The sequence below is a fragment of the Mycobacterium toneyamaense genome (genome assembly GCF_055384815.1).
The window spans coordinates 1,143,051-1,156,328 of sequence record NZ_AP040333.1; the positions used below are offsets into that span (position 1 = coordinate 1,143,051).

The 13,278-nt window shown below is 65.5% G+C and carries 20 protein-coding genes, 2 pseudogenes and 1 riboswitch; of the genes and pseudogenes, 12 read left to right on the top strand and 10 right to left on the bottom strand.

The genetic code is table 11. The features are described 5' to 3' along the window. Positions 1-28: 28 nt before the first annotated feature. Positions 29-439 (top strand): hypothetical protein, encoded by a 411-nt coding sequence (locus ACZ5IQ_RS05520; protein ID WP_464480946.1) that lies wholly within the window; start codon positions 29-31, stop codon positions 437-439. A gap of 38 nt (positions 440-477) precedes the next feature. On the opposite strand, the gene ACZ5IQ_RS05525 is transcribed toward ACZ5IQ_RS05520, so the two are convergent. Genes ACZ5IQ_RS05525 through ACZ5IQ_RS05535 form a run of 3 tightly spaced genes read right to left on the bottom strand, consistent with a single transcriptional unit; the run spans position 478 to position 2,061 of the window. Next, positions 478-711 (bottom strand): hypothetical protein, encoded by a 234-nt coding sequence (locus tag ACZ5IQ_RS05525; RefSeq protein ID WP_464480947.1) that lies wholly within the window; start codon positions 709-711, stop codon positions 478-480. 39 nt (positions 712-750) lie between these two features. After that, positions 751-1,188, bottom strand: coding sequence for a LexA family transcriptional regulator (locus ACZ5IQ_RS05530; RefSeq protein WP_464480948.1), 438 nt, complete (start codon positions 1,186-1,188; stop codon positions 751-753). Positions 1,189-1,224: 36 nt separating this feature from the next. Beyond that, on the bottom strand, positions 1,225-2,061 hold the full coding sequence (locus ACZ5IQ_RS05535; protein ID WP_464480949.1) for a hypothetical protein: 837 nt from the start codon (positions 2,059-2,061) through the stop codon (positions 1,225-1,227). A gap of 296 nt (positions 2,062-2,357) precedes the next feature. Between ACZ5IQ_RS05535 and ACZ5IQ_RS05540 the strand changes: the two genes are divergently transcribed. The 3 genes from ACZ5IQ_RS05540 to ACZ5IQ_RS05550 all read left to right on the top strand — a co-directional run bounded on the left by ACZ5IQ_RS05540 (position 2,358) and on the right by ACZ5IQ_RS05550 (position 3,749). Further along, positions 2,358-3,092 (top strand): HNH endonuclease, encoded by a 735-nt coding sequence (locus ACZ5IQ_RS05540; protein ID WP_464480950.1) that lies wholly within the window; start codon positions 2,358-2,360, stop codon positions 3,090-3,092. Continuing rightward, positions 3,092-3,301, top strand: coding sequence for an HNH endonuclease (locus ACZ5IQ_RS05545; RefSeq protein WP_464481425.1), 210 nt, complete (start codon positions 3,092-3,094; stop codon positions 3,299-3,301). The genes ACZ5IQ_RS05540 and ACZ5IQ_RS05545 overlap by 1 nt, the downstream gene beginning before the upstream one ends. A 106-nt stretch (positions 3,302-3,407) precedes the next feature. Next, positions 3,408-3,749 carry a DUF1801 domain-containing protein gene (locus ACZ5IQ_RS05550; protein ID WP_464480951.1) on the top strand — a complete coding sequence of 114 codons (342 nt, stop codon included), beginning with the start codon at positions 3,408-3,410 and terminating at the stop codon, positions 3,747-3,749. A 22-nt stretch (positions 3,750-3,771) separates the two neighbouring features. Here ACZ5IQ_RS05550 and arr read toward each other — a convergent pair whose 3' ends face one another. Together arr and ACZ5IQ_RS05560 are read right to left on the bottom strand one after the other, a co-directional pair. Next, positions 3,772-4,182, bottom strand: a complete 411-nt coding sequence (gene arr, locus ACZ5IQ_RS05555) for an NAD(+)--rifampin ADP-ribosyltransferase (protein ID WP_464480952.1) — start codon at positions 4,180-4,182, stop codon at positions 3,772-3,774. Between the two features lie 60 nt (positions 4,183-4,242). Then, complete coding sequence (locus ACZ5IQ_RS05560; protein WP_464480953.1) at positions 4,243-5,214, bottom strand: NAD(P)H-dependent flavin oxidoreductase; 972 nt, start codon at positions 5,212-5,214, stop codon at positions 4,243-4,245. 141 nt (positions 5,215-5,355) lie between these two features. Continuing rightward, positions 5,356-5,421, top strand: a riboswitch (guanidine-III (ykkC-III) riboswitch). A gap of 9 nt (positions 5,422-5,430) precedes the next feature. Between ACZ5IQ_RS05560 and ACZ5IQ_RS05565 the strand changes: the two genes are divergently transcribed. Beyond that, positions 5,431-5,745: a DMT family transporter gene (locus ACZ5IQ_RS05565; protein ID WP_464480954.1), complete on the top strand. Its 315-nt coding sequence runs from the start codon at positions 5,431-5,433 to the stop codon at positions 5,743-5,745. Between the two features lie 152 nt (positions 5,746-5,897). On the opposite strand, the gene ACZ5IQ_RS05570 is transcribed toward ACZ5IQ_RS05565, so the two are convergent. Further along, positions 5,898-6,344 carry an Lrp/AsnC family transcriptional regulator gene (locus ACZ5IQ_RS05570; protein ID WP_082761909.1) on the bottom strand — a complete coding sequence of 149 codons (447 nt, stop codon included), beginning with the start codon at positions 6,342-6,344 and terminating at the stop codon, positions 5,898-5,900. A 158-nt stretch (positions 6,345-6,502) separates the two neighbouring features. On the opposite strand from ACZ5IQ_RS05570, the pseudogene ACZ5IQ_RS05575 reads away from it, so the two are divergent. Then, positions 6,503-6,580 (top strand): annotated as a pseudogene (locus ACZ5IQ_RS05575) (branched-chain amino acid ABC transporter permease); the annotation flags it as partial. A gap of 58 nt (positions 6,581-6,638) precedes the next feature. Continuing rightward, positions 6,639-7,103 (top strand): annotated as a pseudogene (locus ACZ5IQ_RS05580) (phytanoyl-CoA dioxygenase family protein); the annotation flags it as partial. On the opposite strand, the gene ACZ5IQ_RS05585 reads toward ACZ5IQ_RS05580, so the two are convergent. Both ACZ5IQ_RS05585 and ACZ5IQ_RS05590 read right to left on the bottom strand, forming a co-directional pair. After that, entirely contained in the window at positions 7,055-7,282 is a 228-nt protein-coding gene (locus tag ACZ5IQ_RS05585) for a hypothetical protein (RefSeq protein ID WP_135356691.1), read from the bottom strand. The pseudogene ACZ5IQ_RS05580 and the gene ACZ5IQ_RS05585 overlap by 49 nt on opposite strands. Before the next feature lie 111 nt (positions 7,283-7,393). Next, on the bottom strand, positions 7,394-8,086 hold the full coding sequence (locus ACZ5IQ_RS05590) for a guanylate cyclase (protein ID WP_167838047.1): 693 nt from the start codon (positions 8,084-8,086) through the stop codon (positions 7,394-7,396). A gap of 49 nt (positions 8,087-8,135) precedes the next feature. On the opposite strand from ACZ5IQ_RS05590, the gene ACZ5IQ_RS05595 reads away from it, so the two are divergent. Next, positions 8,136-8,306, top strand: a complete 171-nt coding sequence (locus tag ACZ5IQ_RS05595; RefSeq protein ID WP_135357087.1) for a hypothetical protein — start codon at positions 8,136-8,138, stop codon at positions 8,304-8,306. Here the strand turns inward: ACZ5IQ_RS05595 and ACZ5IQ_RS05600 are convergent. Together ACZ5IQ_RS05600 and ACZ5IQ_RS05605 are read right to left on the bottom strand one after the other, a co-directional pair. After that, positions 8,264-9,094, bottom strand: coding sequence for an adenylate/guanylate cyclase domain-containing protein (locus ACZ5IQ_RS05600; RefSeq protein WP_464480955.1), 831 nt, complete (start codon positions 9,092-9,094; stop codon positions 8,264-8,266). The two genes, ACZ5IQ_RS05595 and ACZ5IQ_RS05600, sit on opposite strands and share 43 nt — an antisense overlap. A gap of 34 nt (positions 9,095-9,128) precedes the next feature. Then, positions 9,129-10,016 carry an alpha/beta fold hydrolase gene (locus ACZ5IQ_RS05605; RefSeq protein ID WP_073698293.1) on the bottom strand — a complete coding sequence of 296 codons (888 nt, stop codon included), beginning with the start codon at positions 10,014-10,016 and terminating at the stop codon, positions 9,129-9,131. Positions 10,017-10,154: 138 nt separating this feature from the next. Here ACZ5IQ_RS05605 and ACZ5IQ_RS05610 point away from each other — a divergent pair, with 138 nt between their 5' ends. The 4 genes from ACZ5IQ_RS05610 to ACZ5IQ_RS05625 all read left to right on the top strand — a co-directional run bounded on the left by ACZ5IQ_RS05610 (position 10,155) and on the right by ACZ5IQ_RS05625 (position 13,259). Further along, entirely contained in the window at positions 10,155-10,790 is a 636-nt protein-coding gene (locus ACZ5IQ_RS05610; RefSeq protein ID WP_064858219.1) for a hypothetical protein, read from the top strand. Beyond that, complete coding sequence (locus ACZ5IQ_RS05615; RefSeq protein WP_064858218.1) at positions 10,787-11,416, top strand: hypothetical protein; 630 nt, start codon at positions 10,787-10,789, stop codon at positions 11,414-11,416. The genes ACZ5IQ_RS05610 and ACZ5IQ_RS05615 overlap by 4 nt, the downstream gene beginning before the upstream one ends. Before the next feature lie 64 nt (positions 11,417-11,480). Beyond that, a complete protein-coding gene (locus ACZ5IQ_RS05620) occupies positions 11,481-12,734 on the top strand; it encodes a WS/DGAT domain-containing protein (protein WP_464480956.1) in 1,254 nt (417 codons plus the stop codon). 9 nt (positions 12,735-12,743) lie between these two features. After that, entirely contained in the window at positions 12,744-13,259 is a 516-nt protein-coding gene (locus ACZ5IQ_RS05625) for a DoxX family protein (protein WP_346415177.1), read from the top strand. Positions 13,260-13,278: the final 19 nt, after the last annotated feature.

The window sequence follows — 13,278 nt, forward strand, 5'->3', positions numbered from 1 at the left end:
CACCCTGATATATGTCACCCTGATATGTGTGAACACTCTTAATGATGCGCAGGCCCGTCAGCAGGCAGTTCGCACTGCCCTGACGGAAGCTGAACGCGAGTACAAGAACGCCAGGACGCACGACTACGTAGCTCGGGTCATTCGGGATGGTCTGATCGTCAACGCCGTCCGTGCCGGTATCTCCCAGAAGGAGATCAGCGGCTTGGTTGGCGACATGAGTCAGCCGAACGTGGCCAGGGCGCACAAACGTGCGTTCACCCGTCGGGACGTTGTGCCGGATGGCATGCTCGCCGCCGACGACGCCCTGGAACAGTCAGGTCTCGGTCCGGCGGCGTTCATGGACGCCGTGCGGACGGGCCGCATCGCAGCGAAGCCGATTGGCACGTCCGGCGCGTGGGCGTTCCTGCCGGAGGACATCAGGGCTCTCGCCGCTCGGTGAGGTGACGCGCCTCGTTCTGAATGCGGCCGTGCTCTGCGTCAGCCTGCGACTCGGCGTGCGTCAGCGGTTGGGTTTCGGAGCACGGCGAAGCCGTCGTCGCCGGGCAGGCCCGTCTCGAAGTACTCGGCGATAGACGGCAACAGCTTGCGCACCGCTGTATCTATATCCACGCCGAATCGGTCGGCGATGGCCCCGGCGGTAACCGCGCCGTCGTTCTTGCCGCAGATTTCCAGGGCCGCTTCAAGGGTGGCCAGATAGTCAGGCGTTGTCATGCTTGCCAGTATGCGATGACCCTCCGACGGATCGGCGGTTCAGCCCGTCACAAGGTTGCCGCCAGCCCCACCGAGTGCCCCGATCGCGACCTGATACGCCGCGCCCTTCAGCGTCAGCATGGTCTGCCGGAATCGGCTGCGCTCCTCCTCGTCGCGGCCTTGATCGTTTGCGGCGGCTTCCAGGGCAGCGACCATGTGTTCGAGCTGTGCCTCGGGAGTCGGCCACTGTCCGGCAATCCGTAGGGCGGCGCTGGTCGGCTTGCCGACCATGATGTATCCGGCCCCCGACGCCATCCGGACCTCTTCGAAATAGGGCTCGGAGTACAGGGCACGCAGTGCGCGCTGAACCGTGTCATGGTCGAACCCGGTGCGCTCCTCAACGGCAGTCACCCGTGGACCCCGACCCTTCTCCTCGTACAGCTCCACAACTGCCTTCAGAACGGGCAGGTCTCGGTTGTGCCATGTGTCGTCGGTCATGGCGGGAAGTATGCCGCTGGCCCCCGACAACTTTGGTCACTCGTCCGCGACACCGTCTTTGGTGGCCTTACTGAGGTACGCGACAAGCTCGGGATCCTCATGGGGAGATATCCACTCAGTCCCCTCTAACGCAGCGGGACCCTGGGTAATGATGCCTTCGGGTATCGGCACCCCTAGCGGCGCGCAAAACGCGTGCACCGGTAAATCCTTGGCATTGCTGGTAACGACCACATCATCGGTCAGCACCTCGGGGGCCACGGTCAGAACGCCCTTGCCGATCAGCTCGCCCAGCATCATGCTCGTGTAAATCACGCGCTCGCAGATGCGTGCGATACCCGGAGCTGCCGCGTGGTACCGATCGTTGATGTCGAGTTTCTGAATCGCGGGCGACTTTTTTGCATTCGCATGGACGACATCGCCATATAGCCAGGCGTACATCAGCTTCCGATCGGTAATCGTCCCGCTGACTGTCGAGACCCAGTACGCCTGGGCCTCCAGGTTGCCATCAACCGCGTGGTCCCAGTATCCGTGCCACCACGGTAGGTCGATGTGCTCATTCAGTTGGTCGGTGCCCACGAGTTCTTCAAGGGCATTGAGCACACGCCGGTAGTAGATCGGTTCTGAACCCAGGATGATCGGCCGCACCCGGCTCGCCAGCGACTCCATTGCCTCTTCGGATGGATACTCGATTTTCAGGTGGTGCGTCGGCCCGCCGGGTTCGCCGTCGGTCACCTTCTTCAGAGTGAAGCCGCCAGTCTGGAGCTTCTCCATCAGCTCGGCCTGTTCGTGGAGCAGAGAGTGCGCCATCACACGGCGGGCGCGCAGGATGAACCCCTCGATAATGGATTGCGGAGGGGCGGGTTTCTGCGCCATGGCCGAACTGTACGACTGACCCGCGACATTCCCCGGCCCTTACGCCTCGGTGGTCTCCATCAGCGTCGGCTCCAGTGACCTGCTAGCCCCGGATGTCGGCGCGCATCGTCCCGGGCGATTCACACGCCTGTGGGGTGCACTCCGCGGTGCTTGGAACCCGAAATCTAATCTCGGGGCGAGGCACAACAATCAGCGGCTAGCGGTTCGCCTGGTCGGGAAGTGCAGCCGGTCGTCGGAACCCTTTTGCTACAGTCCGGTCTCTCAAGGGGAGAACCGACGGAGGGTACTAATTCGATATGGAAGCATTACTAGCGATCGCCTTTGTTGCGCTGGCGGGTTGGGGCCTGTATCGAGTCACTCTCTACATCCTCAAAGAACGGTACTTCTCCAGTGAGGTGTTTTTAGCTCACCAGAAGGAAATCGCATCATTCGTCGCCGAGCACAACGAACTCGCCGACTACATCTCGGAAATCCGCAGCCGTGGTTCATTCAGCCTTGGTGCGTCGTCGGCCGGTTCACATGCGCATCTCTCGTCGTTTCAGAACACGAGCCAATGGAACTACCGACGCGATCGCAATGTTGCGAATTACCAAGCACTGAACATACATAATTGCTCGCTGCAGGTTGTCCGCAATGCAAGCGCCGATCCCATTAAGTACCTAATGAAGTACTTCAACATCAAGCCGGACGAGGCCCATCTTGCCGAGGTTGAGAGCCTGGCTGAAGGCATCGTCAGACTCGAAGATGCCATCACCAACCTGAACCAGCGTGAAGTGAGCATCACTGCATCGGTCGATCCACCTCCATTTGTCCTGAAGCACTACCGGGATGAGTTCATGTGGCGAGTTGGGGTGGAGTTATCGCCCATCCGCGTGCCGTATCCCGAGTACGTCTTTGAATACGTCAGCGCTGGCGGCAATAGCTCGCAACGAGCACCTATCACGTTAAATACCCCGACGATCGACGCTCTCATCGAGACTCTTTCCCAGAAGATTCGTTGGAGGAGAGCGCGGCTGGCCAGCGCGCGTTAATGACCTCTAGGTTGCGAAACTCCATCAAGGCGCGCGACAACCACACTTGCCGGTACTGCTCGGTATCGCTAGCGGATGAACCGCATCTTCTTCTGGAAGTGGATCACGTCATTCCGGTCTCGAGAGGTGGCATGTCGACGCCCGACAACCTGCAGACTCTGTGCTGGCGATGCAATCGGACCAAATCGAACAAGGTCGCGTCCGCCTAACAAGCGAACATGCATACACGGCGAAGGGTACTAGACGGTCCGAAGTGCTGAAGTTCCGCTTCTGCACATGCGATGGCAGTCGGATTCGCCTAGTACATTGACGGCTGTGAGTGGCGATTGGCGCAGCGATCGAGTCGACGAGCTTCGGTCATTGATCAAACAAGCCGAACCGGATGTCGTCGAAGAGTCCAAGTGGCGCAAGCCGTCCAATCCTGATGGCGTGCCGACGTTTTCACTGGACGGACTGATCTGCACTGTGGAGACGTACAAGGACAAGGTCAAGGCGACGTTCGCCAAAGGCGCGTCCTTGAAGGACCCGGAGAAGTTGTTCAACGCCAGTCTCGACGCGGGTGTCCGACGCGCCATCGATCTGCACGAAGGCGACGAACTGGACGCCGACGCGTTCAAAGCACTGATTCACGAGGCAGTGCGCGCCAACCGCGGTTAGCGAGCGTCGGCTAGGCGCTGGCTCAGTTGATGATCTCGCCGCGGCTGTCGGTATGAACCGCGGCCAACCGGTCGCGCCACATCTGGAGCGCCTCGGGCGTCAGGCGCGTCCAGTCCGTCACCTCGGCGACGATCCGGAGCGGGGCCGTGCTGCGGTATGACCGGGTGGGGTTGCCCGGGAACTTCTTGTCGGTGACGTTGGGATCGTTCTCGAATTCGCCGGTCGGTTCCACCTCATAGACCCGCGGCTCGCCATCGCCGGCGGCGAGTTCAGCGGCGAGGCCCGCACCGTCGCGCAACACGGTGAAGTAGATGTGGTTCATCACGATCTCGGGCCGGTAGTTGGAGCGGAAACCCGCCGTAAGAAGTTCTCCCACTTGCAGATCGGCCTTCGTGCCGTGAAAGAACGGCCCGTCATCCAGAGGCTCTGCCATGTCGACAGGTTACAAACTCGATTGCCGTTGCGCTTGTGCGTGCCGGGGCGCGGGGGCCGGCTACCCTGTGTAGCCGGCGCCTGACCGCAACAGCTGCGTCGCTTCATCGACCATTCGCTCGATGATCGCGCCGGCGGGCTCGATCGAGTGGATGAGCCCGGCGGCCTCGCCGAACACGACCCCGGCGTTGTCGGGATCGCCGTCGGAGAAGGCGGCGCGGTAGCGCGGACCCTCGACGTCGACGCTGGCCGCCAATGTTGTCTCGTCGCCGTGCCATCGGTCGGTAAATGCGTTGCGCCGCATGCGCATTGTGAACTCCGGCGGCCAGTCGATTCCGCGGACGACGTCGCCCACCGTCGATCGAATTGTGCTGTCGCCGTTGGATTCGACGATCGCTTGATGGTGACGCGGATGCACCAACGCTTCGTCGGCAGCCCACAGTCGGGTGCCGATCAACACGCCGTCGGCGCCCAGCATGAGCGAGGCGGCCAGCGCCCGGCCGTCGGCGATGCCCCCGGCCGCCACTAGCAGGGTGTCGGGGGAGCGGGCCGCGAGGACGTCGGCGACCTCCGGGACAAGGCTCAGCGTCCCGCGCGAGGAACCGTGGCCACCCGCCTCGGCGCCCTGCGCGACGACGACGTCCGCCCCGACGCTGATGGCACGGTTAACGTGATCAAGGTTCTGGCATTGGCAAATGAGCAGGGCGCCAGCGTCTTTGGCTTGCTCGGCGAATACCCCGGGATCGCCGAACGACAACATCACCGCAGCGGGGCGGAATTTGAGGGCTTCGGCCACCATGGCGGGTGAGCGCTGTGCCGACCACGTGATGAAGCCGACGCCGACTCGCTCGTCACCGGCGGCTGCGAATTGCGCACGGACCCAATCGGAGTCGCCGTAGCCCCCGCCGATGAGCCCGAGGCCGCCGGCCCGGCTGACCGCCGCAGCCAATGCGCCGCCTCCGGCCAAAGCCATGGGTGCCGAAACGATCGGATGCTGAATGCCGAGGCGATCGGTCAGGCGAGTGGTGATCATCTACCGATTATCGGCGTCAGGGGTGCCATCGAGCGTGGGGCTTTACGCGGAAAAGCCGGGAGCCCCTCGTCAACCCCCACGTTCGACGTAGTGGTGACCGACCTGACATTGCCACCCGCCCGCACCTGTGAGAACTTGGTAACAGAGCCTTAACGCAGGCTTCCGGACGATGGGTGCCGTACCCGGTGTGCGACAAGACGGCCCGGGAGAAGCATCATGTCGTGGCTCGTTCTGGTCCTATCCGGTGTCCTCGAAGCGGTATGGGCAACCGCGATGGGCAAGTCGGAGGGAATCAGCAAGCTCTCGCCCAGCATCGTGTTCGCGGTCGCTCTCATCGCCAGCATGGCCGGCTTGGCCTACGCCATGCGTGACCTGCCGGTCGGCACCGCGTACGCCGTCTGGGTCGGCATCGGCGCAGTCCTCACCGTGGTCTATGCGATGGCCACCGGGGATGAGCCGACGTCGGTCCTCAAGGTCGTGTTCTTGACGCTGATCATCGGCGGCGTCGTCGGGCTCAAGCTCGTGCACTGAGAACGCCGTTGGAGTCTCCACGACTTCGTCGATCTGAAGCTGTCGCACATGGCGACATTGTCAAAAAACCGGACATTGTCAGCCGATGCTGACAGCTTCAGATCGCAAGTGCCGCAGGGAGAGCCGACACGCCGACCGGGCCGCTCGACGGTTCACAGCGGCCGCAGCGACTTGATCGTCTTCATCGGGAATCGCGACGAGACCCGGTGGATGCCCGGGATGGCCAGCACCTTGCTCGTCAGGAACTGCTCGTACGCGGGCAGGTCCGCAACGGCGACGCGGACGAGATAGTCCGGCGAACCGAACAGCCGGTGGAGTTCAAGCACCTGCGGGTACCCGGCCATCTTGGCCTCGAACGTCTCGATGCTCTTCATGTCGAAGTCGGTGATCTCGACGTCGAGCAGCACCTCGAAGCTCTGGTTCGCGGCCGCGGGCGAGATCAGGGCCTGGTAGCCGACGATGACGCCGTCGGCCTCCAGGCGCTGCACCCGCCGCAGGCACGGCCCCGGCGTGAGGCCCACCCGCTCGGCGAGGGCGACGTTCGCGATGCGGCCGTCCTCGCGCAGGACGTCGATTATTGCTGTGTCGAGGCTATCCATGACCAATTATTGCGCGCTGCGGCTCAGAAGTGCAGTAAGTGGCAACCATATGCTGCACCGATCCTGGGATCATTGTTGTCATGAGCACTCTGGTGGTGACGTCTCGGAAAACAGAGATCGCCGCGGGTGTGCGGGCGTCGCTGGCGGCCGGGCTCGGCATGTATCCGATCGGCGTCGCGTTCGGCTTGCTCGTCATCCAGGCCGGCTTGCCGTGGTGGGTGGCGCCCGCGCTGTCCATCGCGTGTTTCGCCGGGTCGTTGGAGCTGCTGCTGATCGGCATGATCGTCGCGGTCACCCCGGCCCCGTGCCCCGTTGGGCGCGGCGACCATCTGGGCCATCGACGATTTCACCGCCGACAACGGTGCCACCGACGTCGTGCCCGGCAGCCAGCTCTGGGGCGACCGGCTGCCCGGCGACGACGTCGAGCGCCGGCCCGTGGTGATGAAAGCCGGGTCCTGCGTGTTCTTTCCGGGCACGCTGTGGCACGGCGGCGGCGCCAACCGCACTGACCGTCCGCGGTTGGCGGTCACCGCCCAATACTGCGAGCCGTGGCTGCGGCCGCAGGAGGCCTTCACGCTGTCGATGACACGCGATACCGTCCGCCGGGTGTCAGAAGACATTCGCCGCATGCTCGGCTACAGCATCCACCCGCCCTTCATCGGGCAGGTGGACGGCATGCACCCGAAGCGGCTGCTGGAGATCGCCGGCGATCAGTACGGCACGTCGGTGGCGCCGGCGGAGGTGTCCTTCTCGTCGTGATTCGACTCGTGGAACCCGAAGTCGTACGGGTTCGGGCCCTGCTGCGGCAGGTCGAATTCGTCACCGCCGTAGGGGACGTCGGGGTCCGGGTCGGCTCCCGCCATCGGAGCGAGACTTACGGCGCCGCCGATCGCGGCCGCTGCAATCCATGGTGCAACCAGCGCGATTTTCTTTCGCATGCCGCCTCCTGTGAGCTGCCCGTTTGCTGGGAGTTTGCGCACAAATGCTAGTCGCCTATTGACTTCATTGACGGCGATTGAGTTTATTGGCCGGCTTTCCGGGCGGACATGTCAGGCCAGGATTTCGATCTCGTCGCCCAAGTGGTAGCCCGGCGTCAACGACAGCGAATCACCACTCCAGAACGACCCCGGATCGAAATAGTTCTCGCGTTTCTCGGTGACCAGCAGTCCCATTTCCTCGTAGGTGATGGCCACTGTCTCGGCGCAATACGCGGTCTCGAGCCCGGCTGCCCGCCGGCGGTTCTTGTCCTTCTCGGCGGATTCGCGAACCTTACGATGTACCAACGGAATTCCGCGTGTGTAGTCGCTGACCACCGGCGCCCGGCCACGGAACCACCGGCCCGTCAACCGCGCGGTGGTGGGGAACGCGGTGCCGTCCATGCGGGCCACCACTTTCAATGCCAGGTCTTCCTGCTCGCGGGTGGCGTACGGCGTCAGCTGTCGCAGCCAGCACCGCTGCCCGTACACGTACACCCACCGTTCGACAGCGGCCCGCAGATCGTTGAGTTGCACGCCGCGGTGGTGGCTGCCGCTCCACAGGCATTCGAGTTTGTCGCCGAGTTCGGCGTGCCAGATCAGCGGCGGCAGGTCGTCGATGGCGACCGTCATGCCGACATGGTTCACGGGCGCGTTGGTGAGCGTCTGGATGGCGCGGTCGGGCTTGGAAGCCCCACGGAACAACCAGATGTCGCCGGTCCGGGTTTCGGCCAGCGCTCGCTCCAATGTCACCGCGTTACCAGTCATCTGGGCAGCTTAGACATTCCCCGGCGCTTCGCTCGGCCATAATCACTGCATGCGTGGCGTGTGGAAGTGGGTTGGCCTGGCCGGTGTCGCGGGCGTGGTCGCCGGTGGCGTGTTGGTCGCGCGCGATCAGCGCAACCGCGAGTCATATACGGCCGACGATATTCGCGCCCGGCTGCATCAGCGGCTGGCCGAATCCGGTGGGAGCCAGCCCACGGCATAGAGCCGGTGGTCCCCGGCGAAGCCCTTCAGCTCCGCCACCCGGCCGCCGTCGAAGGTGATGTCCGCGCAGGAAGCCGAGGCGGACAAGGCATCTCGCACGGCCTTGCTCACGAGCACCTCGCCGCCGTCGGCCTGACTCGCCACCCGCGCGGCCATGGCGACGTTGCGCCCGAACAGGTCATCGCCGCGGCGCACCGACTTGCCGGTGTGAATCCCGATGCGGACCCGGACGCCGCCGGGCGCCTTCGCCAATTGCTGCTGCATGTCGATGCTGCAGCGCACGGCCTGCTCGGGCTCGGCGAAGGCGATCATGAAACCGTCGCCCTGACTCTTGACGACCAACCCCGACTGCTTCTTGACACACCGGCCGACCAGCTTGTCGTGATGATCGATCAGCCGCACCCAGGCCCGGTCGCCCATGCGCTCGTTGAGCGCCGTGGACCCTTCGATGTCGGAGAACATGATCGCCACGCGGCCGGTCGGTGCCAGCTTGGCCAGGTCCGGCCGCTCCACCTCGGCCCAGCCGGCGAGCTCCTCGATCGATGACCACATCGCACCGCCGAAGCCCTCTTTGTTGATGAGGTTGGCGGTCTGCCACATCGTCTTCACCGCCGCGCGGCCGCCGGCCAGCAGCAGGTTCGTGCGGGGCTCGGACGGCGCGCGCAACTCCGCGATCTCCTGCCGTGCGGCACGCAGCCGGCCTCGCGTCACGCGCAACGCGATGGTCTCGACGACGACCACCGCGGCGAGGACACAGATGGCGATCAGCGAGATCGTCGATACCGTCACCGCTCAAGTATCGAGGCGACGGGCCGCGATCGGGTCATTGACGGACGAACTGCACCACCGCGTCGGTGAACGCGTCGTTGTCGTCGCCGGCGGCGGTGTGCCCGGCGTCGGACAGTTCGACGAACTGCGCGCCCGGCACCTTCTGCAGGAAGTCCTGCACGCCTTCGGTGCTCACCACGTCGGAGAGCTTGCCGCGGATCAGCAGGATCGGGATTTCGAGGCTGATCGCCGCGTGTTCGAGCATGTCGGCGCGCTCGAACGGGTCGTCGCCGGGCGCGGTGAGGAATGCCGGGTCCCAGTGCCAGAACCACTTGCCGTCGCGCAGCCGCAGGTTCTTCTTGAGTCCTTCGACGCTGCGCGGCCGGGTGCGGTGCGGCAGGTACGCCGCGACGGCGTCGGCGGCCTCTTCCAGCGAGGCGAAGCCGTCGATGCCGCTGAACATGAAGTCGCGGATGCGTGCGCTGCCGCTCTTCTCGAACCGCGGCACGACGTCGACCAGGACCAGTTTGGTCACCAGTTCGGGACCGGCTTCGTGCGCGACGGGGAGGCTGGTCAGGCCGCCCATGCTGGCGCCGATCAGGGCCACCGGCCGGCCGATCTGATAGATCACCTGCAGCGTGTCGCCGGTCAGTGTCTCGAGTGAGTAGTTCGCCGTGGGGGAACGGTCGCTGTCACCGTGCCCGCGGCTGTCCAGTGCGACGACGTGGAAGCCGGCGTTCGCGAGAATCTGGCCGGTGTTCTTCCAGGAATGCCGGTTCTGGCCGCCGCCGTGCAACATCAGGATCGTCGGCTTGTCCGCTGCGGTGTCCGCGTCGCGGTTCCACTCGTCGGCGACGAGGGTCAGTTCGTCGATACCGCGGAATCGCACCGTCTGTACATTGCTGCCGCCCTCGGCCGGGGAAGTGCGTTCGTCGGTGCTCACTGGGAATCCTCTCGTCACTTCTCCTGCACGTTACCGAGCTGTGCTAACTGAACCGAACATGACCCTGGTCACCCCGTGGTCTCTAGACTCGGCCGAGGTGTCGCGCGCCCGGCCGGGCGCGCGGCGAGAGGAAGGCATATGGCGGACGAGCACGGGCGGCACAGGAATCCCGACGAGGTGGACGACGACGACGCGGCCGACCCGGACGTGACCCCGGATGCCGACGACGACGCACCGGCCATCTCCGACGAGGACGCCCTCGCCTTCCTGAAACCGACTGCACCCCAACGGGATAAGCGGGTGATCGTGGCACTGGTCGTGGGAGTGCTGGTGGTCGGCGCGCTGGGTGCGCTGGTGGCCTGGCTCGGTCAGCGTGAGCTGCAGCTGCGTCGCGACGACGCCCTGCACGACATGTACCTGACGGCCGGGAAGCAGGTCGCGGTCAATCTCACGACCATCGACTACCGGCACGTCGACGACGACATCAAGCGGGCGCTGGACACCTCGACCGGCGCCTATTTCGACGACTTCAAACAGCGTTCGGTGGCTGTGGTGGACTCGGTGAAACAGCAGCAGTCGGCGTCGGTCGGCACGGTCACCGAGGCCGGCGTGGAGTCGGCGAACGAGACCACGGGCGTGGTCCTGGTCGCGGTCAAGGTGCACACCGAGGTCGGCAGCGGGCCGCCGCAACGCGACCGCTACTGGCGCGTGCGGCTGACGATGCAGAAGGTGGGCGACAGCGCCAAGGCATCGAAGGTGGAGCCGATCCAATGAGCAAGCACGAAATGGACGAACCTGACGAGCCGGCCGACGCGGAGGCCGAGTCGACGGAGGCGGAACCGGATGCGGCCGAGGCTGTCGAGACAGAGTCGGCGGCGCCCAATGCCGCTGTGCCGCAGGTGAACCCGCTGCAGCCCGGCGGTATCGAGTGGGCGCGGGTGACGGCGTACCGGGTCCTGCCGGTGCTGGCGCTGGTACTCGCGGCCGCGGCCGGCGGACTGTGGTACCTGACCACGAAGCACAGCAATGACGCTCAGCGGGCCGCGGTGATCAAGCTGGCCAGCGACGGCACGGTCACTCTGCTGTCGTACCAGCCGGACACGGTCCGTCAACAACTGACCGATGCGCGCAAGCTGCTCACCACACCGTTCCTGGACGAGTACACGACACTGACCAAGTCGGTGATCCCCGGCGCCGAACAGCGGCGCATCGCGGCGGCGACGTCGGTGCCCGCCGCCGCGGCGGTCTCGGTCGAGGAGAACCATGCCGTGGTGCTGGTGTTCGTCAACCAGATAGTCCGTGTCGGTGACCAACCACCGACCAGCACGCCCACCAGTGCGCGCGTAACCCTGGAACGACTGGGGGGCCAGTGGCTGATCGCCAAGTTCGAGCCGGTGTGATGGTCGTGATTTGTGCACGATTTTCCGCGGTGGGCGCGGATTTTCGTGCACAAATCCCGGGGCGGTGGACGTGAACCGGATGGCGGCCGCCGACGCCCAGAGTTTCTGGATGTCGGCGAAAATCCCCAACGACATGTTTCTGGTGTGCGGGTTCGACGGTGTGCCCGCTGACCTGGACGCCGCGCTGGCAGCGGTCCGCCGCAACGTGGCGGCGTGCCCAGAGTTGTTGGTACGCATCGACGATTCGCGTCCCTGGCGCTATCCGTCCTGGGTGCGATGCGATGCCCCGGAGATCGTCGTGCACGAACCCGGGGACCCCACCTGGTCCGGCTGCCTGAACGCCGTGTGTGCCCTGGCCGCGAGTGACCAGCTCGACGCGACCGTGCAGGCGTGGCGACTGCACGTCTTCGCCGACGTTACCGGGATACCGACGACGACGGGCCCCGGCACCGTCGTCGTTGTGCAGATGTCGCACGCCCTCGCCGACGGGCAGCGCGCGACGGCTCTCATGAGGCGGATCTTCGGCCGGGACCAGCCGGTGCCGGCGGTGGTCGAGTCGCGGCTGGGGACGTGGGCGCTGCCGTACCTGGCGTGGCGCGCCAGTGCCGCCCACCGGCAACTCGTGCGGGACACCGAGTCGGGTGCTGTTGCCCCACCGGCGGATTCGTGGCCGGTGCAGCCGACCAACAACGCGCCGGCGGGCCCCGACACCATGCGGACGGTGGTGCGTCACCGTGCGGACCTGCCCGGGCCGACGGTGACGGTCGGCGTGCTGGCGGCCATCTCCGAGGCACTGGCGGCCGAGCTGGGCGGGGTGACCGCGCTCGGGGCCGAGGTGCCGATGGCCAAGACCGGGGTCCGCCGGGCGTACAACCACTACGGCAACGTCGGCGTGGCCCTGCACCCGGAGTTGCCTTTCCACGAGCGGGCGGCCCGGATCGAGTCGGAACTCGCCATGCGGCGAAAGCGGTTCGAGCATCCTGCGGCCGCGGCGAGCGGTGCCGCCACCGCGGCGGTGCCGGCCCGGCTGCTGCGTTGGGGCACTGAGCAATTCGATCCGCACGTGCGGTCGACGACGGCCACCGGCAACACCGTGGTCTCGAGCGTCAACCGCGGCGCGGCCGATCTGACGTTCGGGGAGTGCCCGGTGGTGTTGACCACCGCGTGCCCGGCGTTGTCGCCGATGATGGGCTTGACGCACGGCGTGCACGGCATCGGGGACACCGTCACGATCAGCGTGCACGCGTCCCCGTCGGCCTTACCGGATGTCGATTCGTATGTGGAACGGTTGTCTGCGGTGCTGGACGCCGGGGGCTAAATTCATCGCGTGACTGCTTACGCGTTCTCGATCCTGCTGCTGCGGGTGGTGCTCGGTCTGACGATGGCTGCGCACGGGTACAACAAGTTCTTCGGTGGCGGCCGCATCCCCGGTACCGCCGCCTGGTTCGACAGCATCGGCATGAAGCCCGGCATGCTGCACGCCCGGCTGGCTGCCGGCACCGAAATCCTGGCCGGCCTGGGCCTGGCTGCCGGCTTCCTGACGCCGATCCCCGCCGCGGGGTTCGTGGCGCTGATGGTGGTGGCCGCATGGACCGTGCACCGCGAAAACGGCTTCTTCATCGTGAAATCCGGCTGGGAGTACAACCTGGTGCTGGGCGTCGCGGCCGTGGCGATCGCGGGCACGGGTGCGGGCCGCTACAGCCTGGACTGCCTGCTGTTCCACAACAGCGGCTTCTACCACCTGCTGCACGGCTGGTGTGGCTTGTTGATCGCCGTCGGGCTCGGCCTCGCCGGTGGCATCGGGCAGCTGCTGATCTTCTTCCGGCCGCCCGCGAAGGCCTGAACCCGTCGGTGTCCGGGGC